Source organism: Richelia intracellularis HH01 (assembly GCF_000350105.1).
In the GTDB taxonomy this organism is placed as follows: Bacteria; Cyanobacteriota; Cyanobacteriia; order Cyanobacteriales; family Nostocaceae; genus Richelia; species Richelia intracellularis.
In genome coordinates this window covers 1-19,008 of sequence record NZ_CAIY01000068.1, presented here as the reverse complement: position 1 = coordinate 19,008, position 19,008 = coordinate 1, and the positions used below count along the sequence as shown (strand labels likewise).

Here is a 19,008-nt window from a genome sequence, read left to right as displayed (position 1 = left end):
AAAAGATAATAGTATCTTACATTCTTAAAATTTTAGTAGATTATCACTTAAATATTGTTGGAGTAGATGGTCATCCTCTATTCAGGAAAATTATTTACTCGTAGCAATTAAAATAATTTGATTTCATTAAATTTATTTGTTATTTTAGAGATAGAGAGTAATAAAATTTCAGATATGAATTGAATGTGAGATCTTAATATTGATTTTTCTATTTAGACTGAACTGAATAAATTAATATTATTATGAATTTGAAAAAAAATTTATAAGTCTTGTGTTTAAAATTTACTATAATATATCTGCATAACTACCAAAGTAGACATTCGTACGGATTTTATTGTAATATTGTCTAATCTTAGGCTAGGGTTTAGACGATATTCTAGGTTTAAATATTTTTATTTAAACAGGACTATAATTTTTTCTTCAATTTCTTAGTTATTTAATCTGACAAGTCTAATAAGTTTACTTTAGTAAAGATATAAAATATATGCAACATTTATATTGAGCTTTTACTGGATATTTACCCTTAATAGTAATACATCTATTAAGGGTAAATATTAAATGTGCTTTATATGTGAGGGAATCTTCAAGAAAAAAAGTTAGATTTATGAGTCTACAATCTTATAAAATAAGTTTAGGTTCCGGAAAATTTAGATTTTTTTGTAAAATTATCTGGAAATCATTTACATCGAATCACTGCACTTTGATTTATGACTATCCTGGAAAAAAGAGAAAATAAAAATTCCTAACCATATTGTGTAACACCATACAAATTTTAACACGATAAGACAGTAGGATATAATTTACAAAACAACCGAGCAATAATGATTAGCTCAACACCCAATCTTCAATTTTTTAAACACTGTTGTTCTCACTAAATTGAAAATTTTTGCATATGTAGAATTGACAGCATATAAGGTTTTTTCGATAGGAGTAAATCCATGCATCTTTAGGGAAATGGTAATTGATAATTATGTTTAATCTTCAAAGTTGGGGTGAAAAATATTTGTAAATCAAATTGCCCCTGCCACTGCTTAGAATTGGCTAAATTCGTATTTGGCAAATAGTAAAAGTTATTTCTAGGCCAGCGTAAATGGGATAGGCACTCATTACAGGTAGGTAGAGTTAATACTACTTACCTGTACTCAGCAATTATAAATTAAGGCTTATATTAATTACCCATGTACGCTTCTGATATTAGGAAAAGACTTTATTCTATTATACCCAACAAGTCAAAATCAAGTATTTTAATTTGTTGTATGTAATGTATCTATAATTGCCAATATTAACAAAAATTCAATTCATTCTGAAAGCAGCCCTTACATGGCAAAATCAAAGTGATGGAAACTTTAAAGAGAGAAAACTTTATCTAGTATGTATCTAAGCGATATTAACCACCCCAATCAGTTACATGGTTTATCAGTTAATCAATTAAAACAAATTGCTTGTCAGATTAGGGATAAACATTTGCAAACGGTGGGAGTAACTGGGGGACATTTAGGACCTGGATTGGGTGTTGTAGAACTAACGCTAGGTCTATACCAAACCCTAGATTTAGATCGTGATAAAGTTATTTGGGATGTAGGGCACCAAGCATACCCTCACAAGTTAATTACAGGACGCTATAAAGATTTTCATACACTACGGCAAAAGCATGGGGTTGCTGGCTATTTAAAACGCTGTGAAAACACGTTTGACCATTTTGGAGCTGGACATGCTTCTACTAGCATTTCTGCTGCTTTAGGGATGGCTTTAGCAAGGGATATCAGAGGAGAAAAGTTCAAGGTAGCTGCTATTATTGGTGATGGGGCTTTGACTGGAGGAATGGCATTAGAAGCGATCAACCATGCTGGACATTTGCCAAAAACTAATCTTTTAGTCGTTCTCAATGATAATGAGATGTCTATCTCCCCCAACGTAGGAGCGATTCCCCGCTATCTAAACAAGATGCGCTTGAGTGGACCTCTACAATTCCTCACAGATAATATTGAAGAACAATTTAAGCAAATACCCTTTGTAGGTGAGTCACTGTCCCCAGAGCTAAGTAGGATTAAAGAGGGGATGAAGAGATTAGCTGTTCCAAAAGTGGGCGCTGTATTTGAGGAGTTGGGTTTTACCTATATAGGACCTGTAGATGGACATAATATTGAGGAGTTGATTAATACTTTTCACCAAGCACACCAAATTAATGGACCTGTTTTAGTTCATGTGGCAACGGTGAAAGGTAAGGGTTATGAAATTGCAGAAAAGGATCAGGTTGGCTACCATGCTCAATCTCCATTTAACCTTTCTACTGGGAAGGCAATTCCTTCTAATAAACCCAAACCCCCTTCTTACTCTAAGGTTTTTGCTCACACCCTAGTTAAATTAGCGGAGCAAAACCCAAAAATTATTGGTATTACTGCAGCGATGGCAACAGGTACTGGTTTAGATAAGCTCCAGGCAAAACTACCCAAGCAGTACATTGATGTGGGTATTGCCGAACAACATGCAGTAACTTTGGCTGCGGGACTTGCTTGTGAAGGAATTATCCCCGTAGTAGCAATTTATTCTACATTTTTACAACGTGCTTATGACCAAATAATACATGATGTCTGCATTCAAAATCTTCCCGTGTTCTTCTGTCTAGATAGAGCAGGAATTGTAGGAGCAGATGGTCCTACTCATCAAGGTATGTATGATATTGCCTATTTGCGTTGTATTCCCAATATAGTGTTAATGGCACCAAAAGACGAAGCAGAGTTACAAAGAATGGTTCTGACTGGCATTAACTATAATGCAGGACCAATAGCTATGCGTTTCCCACGAGGTAGTGGTTATGGTGTACCTTTAATGGAAGAAGGCTGGGAACCTTTGGAAATTGGGAAGGGAGAAATCCTACGTCATGGAGATGATTTGCTTTTATTGGGTTATGGCACTATGGTATATCCAGCTTTGCAAACAGCGGAGATTCTCAGCGAACATGGAATTGAAGCCACGGTAGTCAATTCTCGCTTTTCCAAGCCCTTAGATACAGAAATGATTTTAACTCTGGCAGAGAAAATTGGGCGAGTAGTTACCCTGGAAGAAGGTTGTGTTTCTGGTGGATTTGGTTCTGCTGTAGTAGAGGCTTTATTAGATCGGGATGTAGTAGTTCCAGTGAAGCGGATTGGTATACCTGATGTGCTGGTAGACCATGCCCAGCCGCATGAATCAAAGGCAGATTTGGGGTTGTCTAGCTCACAAATTGCCGACAGAATTTTACTAATGTTGTTTAGTCAAAAAACACTCCCTATTATGTCGTAAGTAGTCTATTTTAACTCCATCTGAACATGGGGACTTGGTGATGCTGAACCCTCGAATTATGGTTTATAACTTCACTCTTGTTAATCTTAGCAATTTAATGAATGGTTTAATCCACGAGTATCTAAGGATATAATCATGTCCCCATTAAAAGTAAATAGCTAGCCATTGACCTAACCCTTTAACGTCTTATTTAATTTCATGAATTCCTCTACTAACCAAGTTTATCCAGTTATTTGGCATAACAATGCAGTCTCTCTCATTGATCAAAATCGCTTGCCTAACGAGTATACGTTTGTAGAAATTAGCCGTAGTGAAGATATGGCAAAGGCAATTAAAACGATGATTGTTAGAGGTGCACCTGCTATTGGAGTGGCAGCAGCTTATGGTATGTATATAGGCGCCAGGGAAATAGACACCAATGACCGCAACTGCTTCTTAGAACGTTTGGAAGAAATAGCACAGATGCTCCGTGATACCCGTCCTACAGCAGTAAACTTGTTTTGGACAATATCACGGATGATGAAAACTGCCTATGAAACTTTAGGCACAGTAGAAGAGATAAAAACCAGTTTATTTCATATTGCTCAAAGCATCAACGCGGAAGATTTACAGACCTGTCAAGTCATTGGTGCCAATGGTTTAAAAGTATTACCAAAAACTCCCAATAAGTTGCGTTTGCTAACTCACTGTAATGCTGGTGCATTGGCAACTGCCGGTTATGGTACTGCGTTGGGGGTAATACGGTCAGCATGGAGTGATAAACGCTTAGCAATGGTATATGCAGATGAAACCCGTCCAAGGTTACAAGGTGCAAAACTCACTGCTTGGGAATGTGTTCAAGAAGGTATTCCAGTAACTATAATTACTGATAGTATGGCAGCCCATTGTATGAAACAGGGGTTTATTGATGCTGTAGTTGTGGGAGCTGATCGCATTGCTGCTAATGGTGATGTAGCTAATAAAATAGGTACTTATAGTCTAGCATTGGTTGCTGCAGCCCATAATTTACCGTTTTTTGTAGCTGCTCCCTTATCTACAGTTGACTTTTCCCTCTCTGAGGGTAGTCAAATTGCCATTGAAGAACGACATCCAGTTGAAATTTATAATATGGGTAATATAATTGTTACTCCTAAGGGAGCAAAATTTTATAACCCGTCATTTGATGTGACCCCAGCTAATTTGATTAGTGCTATTATTACGGAAAAAGGAGCATTTCCTCCTGAAGAATTACAATATTATAAGGAAGAAAAATGAACATGATCACATCCTTGGGGATTAATCCCCAAGGATGTGATCATGCTAATTAATATAAAGTTAGTTCGGATAAAAGTATTTAATCATTGAGTTTCATCTTGCAACTATCATAAGGCCTTGTAAAAACTCATAAAAGTCCTTGATATGTGTTTAACCAATACAAAACCTTAATTTGGAGTAGTATCAATTAAAGTAAGTAAAAAATTGGTATATCTTTAAGTTCAAAGATTTAGATGATTAATGAATTTCTCTATTATTCAGATGTGATTGATAATCAAACCCTATCAAAATTTAATATAAAAAAATATAAATTATATATAGCAATTATATTGTTGAAAACATGTGGACTAAGGTGGTAGTAACACGGATTTATACCATCTTTTAAATAAAAAATACATTTGTAAGTTCCTAATAATTTACCAAATTTAATTGGGGAAGTTAGTATATCTTTATTAATTGATATCTCTAGTATTAGATTAATTCATAACTAATTCTCAAAATTTTCCCAAATAGTCATTAGGGACTCAAAATCAACAAGTTATTCACTTCATAAATGAAGATAGCTATTTTTTTGCAGACATGCTATTAGCATGTCTAGTTTTTTTGATAAACTAATAAATAAATCTGCACAAGCATTTCTCTGTAGAGGATATTTTTATGTTTATGAGTTAAGTTAAATTAATTAATATTAATAGGTATTATATAAGGCAACTTTAAAAAAGTCAACTCGTGGGGTATAATCACAAGTAGCTTATAGTAAGAAATAGCTAGGAATAAGTATGAATTCAGTAATATATTTGCAGACTGAGAAAAAATAATTATTATCATTACAGGCAGCATAAGCTCAAAAAACATAATAAAATTTTAGGGTAAGTAACTATAACTTAATAGATAGAATAAATATCTCAAGAGACTATACATATTATTCTCTTTAAAGAGAGTTTTTACTTCCATGGAAGAGCTGTTATCTTTTTAAAAAGATATTAATAAAGAACAATTATTAATTGGCACTTTCAGATAAGAAAAATATAAAATATACTTATTGGCATCACACTAGTATTTAATCGAGTCGGAAAAATTTTATATAATATTTCCAAGAAAAAAGTATATTTTTAATATCAATATTTCTAGTTAACTATGTATTAAGATATTAAGTTTGCTTTAAAATTTATTCCTCTAATAGGAGTTCATTTACATGTCTTTACTGAAGATTAACTAGGATAGGAATTAGTATTTATAATTAAAGATAGTAGGAATAAATATCTTAGGAGATGTATCGGGAGAAATGAGGTTTAATAATGCTTTGGAATATCTGCAAGCTATAGAAATAAGATTGACAGATATTTTGGAAAAGTTGCAGGGGTTAAGTTTTTAATTTTAGCTGCGAGCATCTAAACCCTAAAATATATATATATATGAATTTGCAAATATAAGTTAAATTAGAAAACTTTCTTTGAAAGTTTTCTCTAGGTACGCTAACTCAATTTCTTCGATTTATAGGTTCTCCTTATATATTTACATTACTTTACCAAAGTTATAGATAAAACGGGTAAAGATATCAAGAATATCTCTTGGAATAGGCAATAAGCCACTAAGATTGAGTATTCAGAAGCGACTTTCATTGATATCGTCTTAAAAAGATAAAATAATCGAGATTTATCCTTAATGAACCTGAACCTACATTTATAAGCAATTTAAATAGACTATTGTTGTTTAGTGTGTATAGCTGTATTTTGGAAGAGATTTTAGTATCATTATTATTAGATTTTTTATATCAAACTCTAATTCTTAACTCCACTTTTTTAGTAGGATTTGCTGCTATTATGACTATTGGAATATAGTACTTATCCCTGAATATTTTTAGCTAGGTTAATTCGTTCTTAGGATTAGGATTATATCAGATAATCTCATAGTCATTTACATCACCTTTAATTGCCAATATTGTATTTCCATATTGATATCAAGACTGTTAGGATTGCTTTTTACTAATGGTATAACTGGGTTTTAGTTTTTGCAATATTTGCAATAATTTAATAGAAAATTTAACTATGCTAATAAATACATTAACTCAGAATTTATATAGACAACACTTCACAAGTAAGGGTGTTGATATTGATGGTCACAGTTCTCTCTTAAGAGATTACTATAGTTTATGAATAGTTCCTCAAATTTCCATATCAAGAAATCAGTCACTATTAATTGTGTCGTGTATAAAATACATCGCATTGTACTTTATATAAACTTAAGTGAATTTAAAAGTTATGATTGAGGTCAATTGGATAAATTTTCATAAGGAAAGTCAGGAATAAAGTAAGTGTTTTCTACATTTGCCAGGTATTTACTTCTTGGTAATATCAGCTTTAATCTCCTAAGAAATTTAGGGTGTAATTAATACACTAAAATCCTGTGAATAAGAGAATAAATACATATACTATAGTCATCAGATAGATACAGTAATATTTTCTGGGTTCTCGCTAGCAGGTAGTTTTTTTATCTCTGTTTATTTATTTTTAAAATATCCCATCACATAAAGCTTTTCGTGGTGATTGAAGAAATTACCATATGGGAAGTCAATTAGATCTTAATCATAGTGGAATATGGAATAAATATGTCTTCGCCAAAAAAAAACTGCAAGTAAAATTAAGAGTGTTACAATGCAAAAACCTTATTATAAAGTCAATATATTGGAGAGGTGGCAGAGTGGTTGAATGCGGCGCACTCGAAATGCGTTATGCCTTTGTAGGTATCGGGGGTTCGAATCCCCCCCTCTCCGTTTTTAAAATTTGATTGAAGCTGTATTTATACATAACCATTATTTTTAGATACAGTAGTGGTTTGGGATAATAGAAAAGCTGAAAAAAGCTCTGTTAATCTTAATGCTTGGTTTATTTATTAAATAAGTTAATATTTAGTTGTACTACATAACTTAACGTTTCACAGTCATTATTTTCTGTTTTTTTTACTTGCGGGTCTCACCTACAAGTGTGTACTCACCTCTTTGACGAAGAATTAAGGTTTCTTGCGAATTGTGAATATATCCATAACAATCTGAATGGTTTCTGGTAATCATTTAAATAGTAAACTAATAAATATTTCGCAAGGGGGATAAAAGTGACAATGAAATCACAACATACTGCAGCAAAGGCAAACGCTATTAATAAAGACTTCAGTGAGTATGTAGCTCACCTTCAATCACATATGTTACTGCAGGCTCGCAATTTAGTTCCAACCCTAATAAAGCAAACACAACATAATAATAGGGATAGTGTACAGGAATTACTTCATCAAACCCAAGCAGATGCTGAGAAACAAATATCTCGGCAAGTTGTCAGAGAATAGTATTTGAGAATCAACTAAGATAAAAAATCATTACTTTTAGATTCAAAATATTGCTGTTACATTCGTAATAAATTAAGACTTATTTGGATATGAGGGGGTATAGTGGTAATCGATGTTCAAGTGGTGAGCATGATAAACATTAATTAAGGCTATTGAAGGGTGTAAAAAGTAAGGGTTTTAAACCCCTATTACCCAGTGCTATGTTAGCAACCAGTTGTTTCATACTACTGTACCAGTATCATTATTGACAGAAGTATAAGGTCCATTCGTAGAAAATATATTAAACATATCTCTATACATAGTGAGATAGTGAGTAGGTTTTGCTAGAATCACCTTGATGACTTTAGATAGTGGCGAATTATGCCCGTTGCTGATATTTCTTATTGGCTTTCTTTAGTAACATCATGTAATAAGCTTCATAAGCTGATGTTTTTTTTAATTTGAACTTTACATCTTGATAAAATTTCTGACAACTCTACAATGTTTAATGTTTATAGTTGAACTGATCTCCAGAAGTGGGAAATCATTGCTGGTAAAAAGCCGTTACAATCAGTTTGAGTAAATCCTCTAGATCCCCATTACTTGATTCCAAATGGCAGCTTAAAAAAATGACTTCACTAATCTCTCAAAATCTCAGCGTAGTCATCCGGCCAGTACAGTACCGCGACCTGGATGGAATAGAAATACTAAGTAGAGAGTATTCAGAAATCTCCACGGAAAAAAAAGCTGATTATACTGCCAACCATATACGGAATCTACGTCACTGGTATGGGGTGTTAAAGTTCCTTAGTTGGTTTCCTAACCCCTTGAGACATAAACTTTGTACTTATGTGGCAGAACAGGGAGGGGTTTTATTAGGTGCAATCCAAGTATCTCCTTTTAACCGCACCCGTAGTACGTGGCGGGTAGAGCAGGTAATAATGAAGAATGGGGTTAATCGACAACTAATTGGTTCTCAACTATTACGCTACTGCTTTGAATCATTGCTAGAAGCACGTACTTGGATATTGGAAGTTAATGTTAATGACAAAGATGCTCTAGCTTTGTATCGCAAAAATGGGTTTCAGCGCTTGGCTGAACTGACTTATTGGGAAATCGCTCCTGACTTGTTGGTCGACTTAGCACAAGCAGAACCAGATTTACCCAATTTATTACCCATTAGTGATGCTGATGCTCAGTTGCTATACCAGTTAGATACAGCTTCTATGCCACCACTGATAAGGCAGGTTTTTGATCGCCAAACCCATGATTTTAAAACTAGTTTGTTTACTTCATTGACAGCTAACATTCAACAATGGCTAAACAAGGTTGAAGTCATAAATGGCTATGTTTTTGAACCGCAACGCAAGGCTGCAATTGGTTGCTTTGAGGTGATGTTCAATTGTAAAGGAGAGCAACCACATATGGGCAAATTAACAGTACATCCAGCATATACTTGGTTGTATCCAGAATTAATTTCTCAACTTGCTCGTATTGTCCAAAGTATTCCTCCTCAATCACTACAATTAATTTCTGCCGACTATCAACCAGAAGGAGAGGAGTATTTGGAAAAAATTGGTGCCACCCATACAGAGCATACATTAATAATGTCCCGTTCTGTATGGCACAAGGTAAGAGAGTCAAAATTAGTATCTTTAGAAGGAATTCAGTTACCGGAAATGCTTCAAGGATTAAAACCAGCACGCAAACCTATACCGGGAGGAATGTTATGGTCCCCCCATGACAAATCAAGTAATGAATTAGATAAGTTTCATAGGATGCAAGAACCAGTGAGAATTCCTTGTCAAGGGCTAATAAACACACCAGAAAGTATTCACCATGGTATTGAAGTGGGCTATTGCTCAAAAAAATAATGATAAATGCTAGTAGGAGGAATTATTTGTCAAAATTGGATGATTCGAATACCACATTAACTAATCAGAACTCAACACTACAGTTTGTTTCAGCTTTGGGCTTGGATATTGGTCGTAAACGTATTGGGATTGCAGGCTGTGATCCTACTGGGTTAATAGCTGCAGGGATTGTTACTATTGAACGTAAGTCTTTCACGCAAGATGTGGAAAAAATACGTTTACTTGTAGAAGAAAGAAAAGTAAAGACTCTGGTAGCCGGTATGCCTTATTCCATGGATGGTTCTTTAGGTTTTCAAGCACGACAAGTACAAAAATTTGCCCATAGACTAGCTAAAGCCCTACAATTGCCTGTAGAATTCGTAGATGAACGATTAACCTCATATCAAGCAGAGCAGATGTTAATCAAACAAAATATTTCCCCATCTCGTCATAAAGGGCTAGTTGACCGCAAAGCGGCCTCTATTATTTTGCAACAATGGTTGGATATTCAAAAATCACGGTAGCCAAGTTAACAAAAATGTGTTTTGCATGATCCTTCTCATGAGCATGATATCCTGAAGTGTGATTAGTTAGCCGACAACAAGGGTAAGTTGAAGATAATATATTTCAAATATTGATCTTTATAAACCATATTGAATTGTTGGTAGTTATCCATTTGCTGCAATCAAATTTAGTTTATGTTTTCCTCTCCATTTTCTGATAAGAATGAACGTGATTTGGGTGTAATTACTTTAACTGATGAGCAAGGAAGAAGTCTTGAATGCTATCTTGAAGACTCCCTATTAGTGGATGGTAAGGAGTATTTCTTATTACTTCCTAAGGATTCACCAGTAGAATTTTTTGTTTCCTGTAGTAAAGGTGGAGAAGAAGTCATCTTAATTGAAGATGATACTACTATTGAGCAAGTTTATCCTATAGCCCAAGCCGTTTTAGCAGAACAGAACCTAGAACTAAAGTGTACAGCTTATACTTTAACAGTTGTAGGAAATTTGCCTTCCATGGAGGAGTCAGATACTTTTACTCTAGAAATTGAAGATGAAGAAGAATTAGAACCAGAAGAGTTACAATTACTTGCCAAATTTTATTATGAGGATCAAGAGTATACTATTTATACTCCTATAGATCCCTTGCTGTTCTTTGCTCAAAAACATATTTCTGGAATGATGAAACTTCTTTCACCAGAAGAGTTTCGTAAATTACAACCATTGTTAGAAGAGCATCTATTTAATGAGACTGACTAAACGTATCATACTCAAAATTAAAATATTATGTAGTTTTTTCAATGGTGATTTTGGGTAATTTTATTTTTTAGCCACGTTTGATTAAAATACTATACAGTAGTGAAATAAGTTTGGTTCTTAACATAAAAACAATTAATTAATAATTAATACAGGTGTAGCAATTGAAATTTATCTATTCAGACACCACAGCTTATTTGTAAACATAAGCTCCAGGTTTTTTCTGGGGATTATAATGTACCAAACAGATAATAACTTGAAGAATTATGGGTATAGGTATAATAATTTATGGCTAGAATAATGGGCAATCATAGATGTTGGATACAACAAATAGATTAAAATCATGACTTTCATTTAGTGATAAATATTTGAGTAGTTATTGGAATTAGTAAATTTGCAAAGATTGAACTGTTATTACCTCTAATCAGTTGTCATTAGTCATTTGAATTATGCTTGCAAACCAAGCCTTAACTGGAAGAACATAAACAATAGTTTTTATCTCTTCCAATGGAAAACACAAAAATTGTCAAATACTAAATTTTGCGAGTCATGACTTTGAAACAACTTTTACAGCCTGACCTAATTTTAGAAAGTACTATACTGGATTTAACACCAGACATTGTAAAAGAATATCAGCTCAGAGGTTTAATACTAGATGTTGATGAAACTTTAGTACCACTTAATGTATCTCAAGCATCTGCTGAGTTACGACATTGGGTAGAACAGATGCGTACTTTTGTGTCTTTGTGGTTAGTTAGTAATAACCTTAGTGAGTCTCGAATTCGGGGGATTGCTGAATTCCTCGACCTACCCTATTACTTAGGTGCAGCAAAACCCTCACGGCGAAAAATTAGAGAGGCTATTATGTCCATGGGACTACCTGTGGAACAAGTTGGTATGGTTGGTGATCGCCTATTTACAGATGTATTAGCTGGTAATCGTTTGGGAATGTTTACAATTTTTGTTGAACCTATTATCCAACCTGGTATTAAATTCTATGCTCATCCTATTCGTAACCTTGAAATTTGGATTACGAAAATCCTAGGAGCACCTATTTCTTCTCGGAAATAAAGAATAATACAGATTGAAGAATCTTCAAGAGAATAAATACATGTAAAAATACATTAAGGAATAAGAGTGACTCATGAAAATCGAACATCATGTAGTCTCATCGAATCAAGTTGTCAAAGCAATAAGTCATTACCTTTGCTTTAGGGGTGGCACTATACCATTTATACCGTTTAATCTGGCATTTGTAAAAAACAAAGAATATATAATATTTTAGAATTTAATCTGAATTTTTATAATAGGCATTTATGGAGGTTACCTTGATAATCCTTTTATTTGCCCGTTCTCTGATATAGTTGTTGTGACTATAATAACTTAATTTTATTTTAGGATAGCACTATTTTAGTATCATGGAACATTATTTTTTATACAATTATTTCTAAAGTAGATTACTTTGTACTATAATTTATTTCTGCAGACTACCTAATACTTAGGCAATTAAAATATGTAGCTAAATGATATTCTTAATTTTTACTGAGCTATAGGAAAGTAATATAGCTAGACAATAGTATTCTTCCCAATAAATTTATCAAAGTGATGAAGAACTGGAAGCTTAGTGAAATTGTATGTGATAGTTATCCTTAACCTATTTTATCTAACTTCATGCGATCAACAATTATTGTCAAAATAGGTACTTCTAGCCTAACTCAGCCGGAAACAGGGGAATTGGCATTGTCTACTATTACTTCTTTAGCAGAAACCTTATGCCAATTGCGGCGAGAAAGTTACAATGTGATTTTAGTTTCTTCTGGGGCTGTGGGTTTTGGTTGTGCATGTTTGCAGTTAACAGAACGGCCCAAAAGTATATCTTTTAAACAAGCGATCGCATCTGTTGGGCAGGTCAGATTAATGCGGGTATATGATGACGTATTTACAACCTTGCAACAACCTATTGCTCAAGTTTTACTTACCCGCAGTGATTTTATCCAGCGTAGTCGTTGTTTAAATGTTTATAATACCCTACAGGAATTATTATCATTGGGAGTGGTTCCTGTAGTAAACGAGAATGACACTGTCGCTGTAGATGAATTGAAATTTGGGGACAATGATATGCTTTCAGCCTTAGTAGCTAGTTTGGTAAAGGCAGAAACACTATTTTTACTAACTGATGTAGACAGTTTGTATTCTGCAGATCCTCGTTATGTAGCTAATGCTAAACCCATTCCCTTAATTAGTAGTATGGAAGAATTAAATGCCCTACAAATAGAAACTGGCAATTCTAGTTCTAAATGGGGAACAGGGGGAATGATGACAAAAATTACTGCAGCCAGAATTGCCACAACTGTAGGAATAAGGACAGTGATTACGGAAGGGTGTAATCCTTGGAATATCGTGAAAATTTTGCAGGGTGAAGCTATTGGAACCCATTTTGCTCCCCATCCGGAACCAAAATCAGCCCGCAATCATTGGATTATTTATGGATTAGTTCCTGGTTGTAAATTATATTTGGACTGTGGGGCAGTAACAGCTATTACCAAAAATGGCAAGTCATTATTAGCTGAAGGGATTAACACAGTTGAAGGAGTTTTTGATGCTAATGATTCAGTACAATTATGTAATAAATATGGTACTGAAATTGCTAGGGGATTAGTCAATTATAGCAGTCAAGAGCTGAAGAAGATTTGTGGCTGTTGCTCCGATGACATAACCTCAATTCTTGGTTATGAGGGAACAGAAACGGTAATTCATAGAGATAATTTAATACTTATTTAGAGGATAGAGAAATGACAATACTGAGCAAGTGTGAAATCTCTTATTTCCCTTTATTCTAAAATATATAGAAAGTAAAACTATAATATTAATGTGAAACCATTCTCATGTTTCAAAATCGCGCCCGCTTTATTATAATTGATACGGACAGAAAGGCTGCTACTTTAAAATATTTACGATTCTTCAGTCGTTTCTTAGATACAGTTATTTCTATTCCTTTTACAAATATCCGTATTGGATTAGATCCCATAATTGGACTAATGCCAGCCCTGGGTGATACCTTAGGAATATTCCTATCTGCATATTTAATTATAGAATCAGCGCGTTTGGGAGCTTCTCGGCAAATTTTGGGCAAAATGATATTGAATACTGTGGTAGATGCTACGCTTGGCACTGTGCCGGTTTTAGGGGATATATTTGATATTGTCTGGAAAGGAAATCAACGCAATATGGTATTACTCGAACAGCATCTGCAGTCATCACTTCATTAAGTGGATAAGTCAGATGAAAAATAGTTTGTGTTACCAATCAAACAAGGGATGTTCTCATCATCCATGGAGGGTTATTAACCTTATCAGAATACATATCTTCAGAAATTCTCTGGTTTCAATTATTGACATTCCCTGTTAAGAGATATGATAATACCAGGGTGGAGGTATTGTTATATATGTGCATCTTGATCACAGATTAGCTTCACTGGATTATTTATCATTAAATACATACTCTTTCTAATTTCAGCCAAGTTTTAGAATACTAGAATAATTGACAATAGTTATAATAACGTAGAATTACAATATTTATTATCTTAGTAATATTAAAGTCACTTGCCTTGCTAGACTCCAAGCGAAATTATACTTGTTCCTTTACCTGCCAGACTGGCATAATAATTAATAGTTGGAAAACTTATTTACTTCCTTAGTAAAAAGAGTTACACCTGCGGAGAAAATTATAAATTACTCATTATTGCATTATGGTCTCACAATTATTTGATGTTATTAATGTGTTCGTATTGCCATTCTGGACATTAATGATTTTTTTGCCGAACTGGCAAATTACCCGTAAGATGATGAGTTCATATTTGCCTTTTGTAGCATTATCTTTGGCATATTTCTACTTACTTGTTAATTGCATTACCCTTGAAAGTGCTCAGGCTTTAATAAACCCAAAATTATCTGATATCACTGTATTTTTTACAGACGAAACTGCTACAGCAACTGGCTGGGTTCATTTTTTAGCATTGGACTTATTTATGGGTAGATGGGTTTATTGGAAAGGACAACAAACAGGTGTCTGGACCGTCCACTCAATCACTTTGTGCCTCCTTGCTGGTCCTTTGGGCTTACTCTCCCATATAATTACTGATTGGGTTAGAAAAACTTTTTTTTCTAAGTCATTCATCTCTGAAACACCCACTACTTAAAATATCTACCTCCTTTGGTGATCGATGAATACAAAATTTAACTATAAGCAGAAATTATATATGTCTTGGGTGTGGGAGTTTTCTATCTATGATTTTGATTTATAGTAATTATACTCATGAAGACTATGAGCATAATTTTGATTCGTCATAACCTAAACAAATTCAACAGGAAAGTCATAATAGAGATATATCTACATCAAAAATATACAGAAATATTAAATTAGTATTAGTATTCAATAGGGTTATTTAGATGAAGAATAGCTAACATTTTATATCTGTACTAGGGTAAGCTTTTACTTAAATCCTGACGTAGCCCAAATTAATGTTTTAGCTGTACTTAGATTATTCAGGTCATCAGTAATGACTTGGGTAGTGAGTAAATTTTTTATAAAGCTTTTGATTTAAGGTAGTCTACAACTCATTTATATATTTCTTATTTGAAAAATTCTTCAGTGAGAACATCTCAATTGTTGATATTTTCCAAAATAGCTAAATCAATTTTTGCGGCGTGATAATTTCCAAAAAGTCTTCAAGTTTACCAACCAAACCACAAGCGTGCCCCCCAGAAGAAGCATAATCCTATTATTGCCAGCCAATCTAAGCTATTCAACTCTAGGTTATGCCATCGAACTTGATGCTCATTAGGACTGGTAAAGCCACGTGTTATCATAGCTGTAGATATTTGATTAGCTCTAAGTAATAAATTATCTAATAATCTTTCTACTACTGTAATCCATACTTTTATGGATCCCTTCCACCCCAATTTTTTCCAGTTGATGGCCCTAGTGAAAACAGAACGTGTCAAATTCTGTATTTCTTCTAACACTAGAGGAATAAATCGCAGAGATAGAGTTAAAGTTAAGACAATTTCAGTTACGGGTATTTTTAACTTTCGCAGAGGCTGCATCAAGGAGTCAATCCCTGCAGTAATTTCTTCGGGTGCTGTTGTTAACAGGTAAAGGTTTGTACTGTAAATAACTGTAAAAACAATAGTGCTCAAGCGCACAGCTAAATCAAAAGAACGACGAGTTATAGTAATTGGTCCTTTTTTAAACAAAATATAATGATATTTTTTACCTCGTTGAATTTGTACTTTTCTCTTAATTTCTGGTGTAATACTATTGGGTGTTAAGGTTTTTATAGAAGGACTATAAGTGGATTTATAGTTGACTGATTTGAGTAAATTAGTAGTAGAAATGCTTGGCAGTCTGGGTTGATATTTAATTCCTAAACCATCAGGACTAATAGAAGCAATAATCCACACAAAAAAGCATAAAACTAACAACCAGCCCATCTGTTTTTGCCATACTCTTCTAGGAATTGGTGCCAGTATAGTAATAAAGATTAAGACTAATACTAAAACTACTCGCCATATGGTGCTGGCAAAAATATAGGTGGTAAGAAAACTCATCAACCACCAAAACTTAACTCGTGGATCGAGTTTATGTAACCATGTTTGTGGTTGCTCTAAGTATAGTCCTAGGGGTAGTGATTGCAATAAATCCATTGTTTAATTTTAGATTTTAGATGTTTATATTGTGGCACCCACAATTTCTACACCTTAGTAGCATGGTTAGCATTTCCAATATCACGAGCTTTTTTACTACGCCAAAATAGGCGTATAGGAGTCCCCTTAAAACCTAATTGTTGTCGAAATTGCCTTTCAATATACCGTCGATAATTTTCATTAAAACGTTTAGCATCATTGACAAACAATGCAATACTAGGAGGCTGACTGCTAACTTGAGTTCCATAGTAAATTCTACCCTGCTTTCCTTGTCTACTGGTAGGGGGTGAATGCCAACGAACAGCCTCATTCAATACCTCATTAATGACTGATGTACTTACCCGACGCTTGTGTTCTATGGCAGCAGAATCCACTAAATCCAAAATTTTGTCTACCCTCTGCCCAGTTAAAGCACTAATAAAAATATTCTCTACCCACTCTATAAAGTGCAAACGCTGATGTAGAATCTTCTGGTAATCATAAATGGTATAGGAATCTTTTTCAATTGCATCCCATTTATTCACTACTATTATAAAAGCCCTACCATCCTCTACAATACGACCAGCCAACTTTTGATCCTGTTCTGTAATTCCATCTAGAGCATCAATCACCAACAATACTACATCAGCACGGCGAATGGCTTTAAAAGAACGGTTAATACCAAAAAATTCCGGACCATATTCCACATTCTTTTTTTTGCGGATCCCAGCTGTATCAATTAAGCAATAGTTTTTCCCTTGATATTCAATAAAAGTGTCAATCGCATCACGGGTAGTTCCAGAAATAGGACTAACAATTGCCCTTTGCTCTCCTAGAAAAGCATTTAATAAACTAGATTTACCTACATTAGGACGACCAATAATTGCTACCTTAATTTCGTTATTGCCAATTATTTCTGTAGTTTCAGGTAAACACTCAATTACTACATCCAGTAATTCCCCTGTACCACTCCCATGAATTGCAGATACAGGGTAGGGTTCCCCTAATCCTAAACACCAAAATTCTGACGCTTGAATTAATCCTTTATCTGGTGATTCACACTTATTCACTGCTAAGAATAAGGGCAATTTTTTTGTCTTAACCAATCGGCAATTTCCCTATCCGCTGCAGTTAGCCCAGTACTGCCATCAACCACAAATATTACTACATCCGCCTCTGAGAGAGCAATCATTGCCTGTTGTCGAATGAGAGGCAAAAATTCTATATCCTCATTAAATACCAAACCCCCCGTATCTACTACCCAAAAGTCCCGATTACCCCAGAAAGCGGGCATATAAGTTCGATCACGCGTAATTCCTGGCAAATCGTGAATTATAGCAGACTTATCCTTGGCAAAGCGATTAACCAAGGTTGACTTGCCCACATTTGGGCGACCGATAATTGCAACAACAGGAAGTCCCATAATAACCAATAGTGAATATAGATTCAAAACGTTATTCTAGCAATTTACTGGGGTTGTAATATTTCCAAATCTAAATCAACTGCAATTTGGGATAACTTTGTCTAGATCAGTAGGACTATCTGAAATAAGGGGAACTCCCTAAAACAGGTATATTTGTTGGAGATTGAATTAAATTTACGGGTGTCACATCAGCTATTTGATTGTATACAGTTAAGAATTATTTCTAAAATATTAATATTGTACTGATTAGCCAAGGGAATATTTATTACTACTTATGAAATTAAATCTAATATCATCGGTGTAATCAATACTACGATTAAATGCAACTCCACAGCTAGATTTGTCACCATGAATTAATAAGTCATAGGAGAGCCCAAGCCGCCTAATCCTTCTAAGAGAATAAAACTATATTTGGCTTTCAATGTATTAAAAGGTCTCTATCTGTCCTCCGAATCAATCATATTATCCCTCTTTAAAGGCTACCACAGGAGTAACCAATGGTTCTTTGAAATATAAGGTAAGAATAAGGGCTTAATTTCTTCTGAGGATTGATTAAGGTTAAATAGTTGCTGATATGTTTTTTGGTTACCTATACTCGACTGTATGGGCTTAATAGTTACCATATGACAATTTGGATAATATTTTTGCCAATATGTAGTCAAAGCAAATGTTAAGAATATCTTCCAAACATTGTTATCCATTCGAGTGATTAATAGGGATTTCAATAACCTATCAAAATATGGATGAATGGATTAACATAAGGATTCTAACGTATTTAGTTTGTAATTTATTATTGCATTATTGCCCCTATAGAGGTTAATCAAATCAATCAGCGTAGCTTTTGGACAATAAGAAAGTATGTAAATACTAGTGACTAGATGGGGAAAATGCTAAATGCTTAGCAAGGATTTATATAAATGAAATTAGGATAGCAC

General features: G+C 34.1%; 11 protein-coding genes, 1 tRNA gene and 1 pseudogene. 11 read left to right on the top strand and 2 right to left on the bottom strand.

Annotated elements, in window-relative coordinates; all coding sequences use genetic code 11:
• The first annotated feature begins 1,371 nt into the window (after positions 1–1,371).
• From dxs to RINTHH_RS07440, 11 genes are all read left to right on the top strand, one after another.
• Complete coding sequence (gene dxs / locus RINTHH_RS07490) at positions 1,372–3,282, top strand: 1-deoxy-D-xylulose-5-phosphate synthase (protein WP_008234957.1); 1,911 nt, start codon at positions 1,372–1,374, stop codon at positions 3,280–3,282.
• Between the two features lie 198 nt (positions 3,283–3,480).
• Positions 3,481–4,536 carry an S-methyl-5-thioribose-1-phosphate isomerase gene (gene mtnA, locus RINTHH_RS07485; protein ID WP_008234951.1) on the top strand — a complete coding sequence of 352 codons (1,056 nt, stop codon included), beginning with the start codon at positions 3,481–3,483 and terminating at the stop codon, positions 4,534–4,536.
• 2,686 nt (positions 4,537–7,222) lie between these two features.
• Positions 7,223–7,309, top strand: a tRNA-Ser gene (locus tag RINTHH_RS07480).
• A gap of 344 nt (positions 7,310–7,653) precedes the next feature.
• On the top strand, positions 7,654–7,875 hold the full coding sequence (locus tag RINTHH_RS07475) for a hypothetical protein (RefSeq protein ID WP_008234933.1): 222 nt from the start codon (positions 7,654–7,656) through the stop codon (positions 7,873–7,875).
• A gap of 608 nt (positions 7,876–8,483) precedes the next feature.
• Entirely contained in the window at positions 8,484–9,728 is a 1,245-nt protein-coding gene (locus tag RINTHH_RS07470) for a GNAT family N-acetyltransferase (protein WP_008234932.1), read from the top strand.
• 26 nt (positions 9,729–9,754) lie between these two features.
• A complete protein-coding gene (ruvX, locus tag RINTHH_RS07465) occupies positions 9,755–10,231 on the top strand; it encodes a Holliday junction resolvase RuvX (RefSeq protein WP_008234931.1) in 477 nt (158 codons plus the stop codon).
• A gap of 174 nt (positions 10,232–10,405) precedes the next feature.
• Positions 10,406–10,969, top strand: coding sequence for a DUF3727 domain-containing protein (locus RINTHH_RS07460; RefSeq protein WP_008234930.1), 564 nt, complete (start codon positions 10,406–10,408; stop codon positions 10,967–10,969).
• Positions 10,970–11,515: 546 nt separating this feature from the next.
• Positions 11,516–12,037 carry a YqeG family HAD IIIA-type phosphatase gene (locus RINTHH_RS07455; protein WP_044304868.1) on the top strand — a complete coding sequence of 174 codons (522 nt, stop codon included), beginning with the start codon at positions 11,516–11,518 and terminating at the stop codon, positions 12,035–12,037.
• Between the two features lie 600 nt (positions 12,038–12,637).
• On the top strand, positions 12,638–13,747 hold the full coding sequence (proB, locus tag RINTHH_RS07450) for a glutamate 5-kinase (RefSeq protein ID WP_008234928.1): 1,110 nt from the start codon (positions 12,638–12,640) through the stop codon (positions 13,745–13,747).
• A gap of 104 nt (positions 13,748–13,851) precedes the next feature.
• Complete coding sequence (locus RINTHH_RS07445) at positions 13,852–14,235, top strand: DUF4112 domain-containing protein (RefSeq protein WP_008234927.1); 384 nt, start codon at positions 13,852–13,854, stop codon at positions 14,233–14,235.
• A gap of 476 nt (positions 14,236–14,711) precedes the next feature.
• Positions 14,712–15,164, top strand: coding sequence for an ABA4-like family protein (locus tag RINTHH_RS07440; protein ID WP_044304867.1), 453 nt, complete (start codon positions 14,712–14,714; stop codon positions 15,162–15,164).
• A gap of 535 nt (positions 15,165–15,699) precedes the next feature.
• On the opposite strand, the gene RINTHH_RS07435 is transcribed toward RINTHH_RS07440, so the two are convergent.
• Together RINTHH_RS07435 and der are read right to left on the bottom strand one after the other, a co-directional pair.
• On the bottom strand, positions 15,700–16,671 hold the full coding sequence (locus RINTHH_RS07435) for an energy-coupling factor transporter transmembrane component T family protein (protein ID WP_044304866.1): 972 nt from the start codon (positions 16,669–16,671) through the stop codon (positions 15,700–15,702).
• A gap of 47 nt (positions 16,672–16,718) precedes the next feature.
• Positions 16,719–18,073 (bottom strand): annotated as a pseudogene (gene der, locus RINTHH_RS07430) (ribosome biogenesis GTPase Der).
• Positions 18,074–19,008 lie beyond the last annotated feature (935 nt).

Excerpts from the sequence above, each read along its gene's own strand:
- RINTHH_RS07435 (WP_044304866.1), bottom strand. The coding sequence starts at position 16,671 with ATGGATTTATTGCAATCACTACCCCTAGGACTATACTTAGAGCAACCA.
- mtnA (WP_008234951.1), top strand. The coding sequence starts at position 3,481 with ATGAATTCCTCTACTAACCAAGTTTATCCAGTTATTTGGCATAACAAT.
- RINTHH_RS07460 (WP_008234930.1), top strand. The coding sequence starts at position 10,406 with ATGTTTTCCTCTCCATTTTCTGATAAGAATGAACGTGATTTGGGTGTA.
- dxs (WP_008234957.1), top strand. The coding sequence starts at position 1,372 with ATGTATCTAAGCGATATTAACCACCCCAATCAGTTACATGGTTTATCA.
- RINTHH_RS07475 (WP_008234933.1), top strand. The coding sequence starts at position 7,654 with ATGAAATCACAACATACTGCAGCAAAGGCAAACGCTATTAATAAAGAC.
- RINTHH_RS07455 (WP_044304868.1), top strand. The coding sequence starts at position 11,516 with ATGACTTTGAAACAACTTTTACAGCCTGACCTAATTTTAGAAAGTACT.
- proB (WP_008234928.1), top strand. The coding sequence starts at position 12,638 with ATGCGATCAACAATTATTGTCAAAATAGGTACTTCTAGCCTAACTCAG.
- RINTHH_RS07445 (WP_008234927.1), top strand. The coding sequence starts at position 13,852 with ATGTTTCAAAATCGCGCCCGCTTTATTATAATTGATACGGACAGAAAG.
- RINTHH_RS07470 (WP_008234932.1), top strand. The coding sequence starts at position 8,484 with ATGACTTCACTAATCTCTCAAAATCTCAGCGTAGTCATCCGGCCAGTA.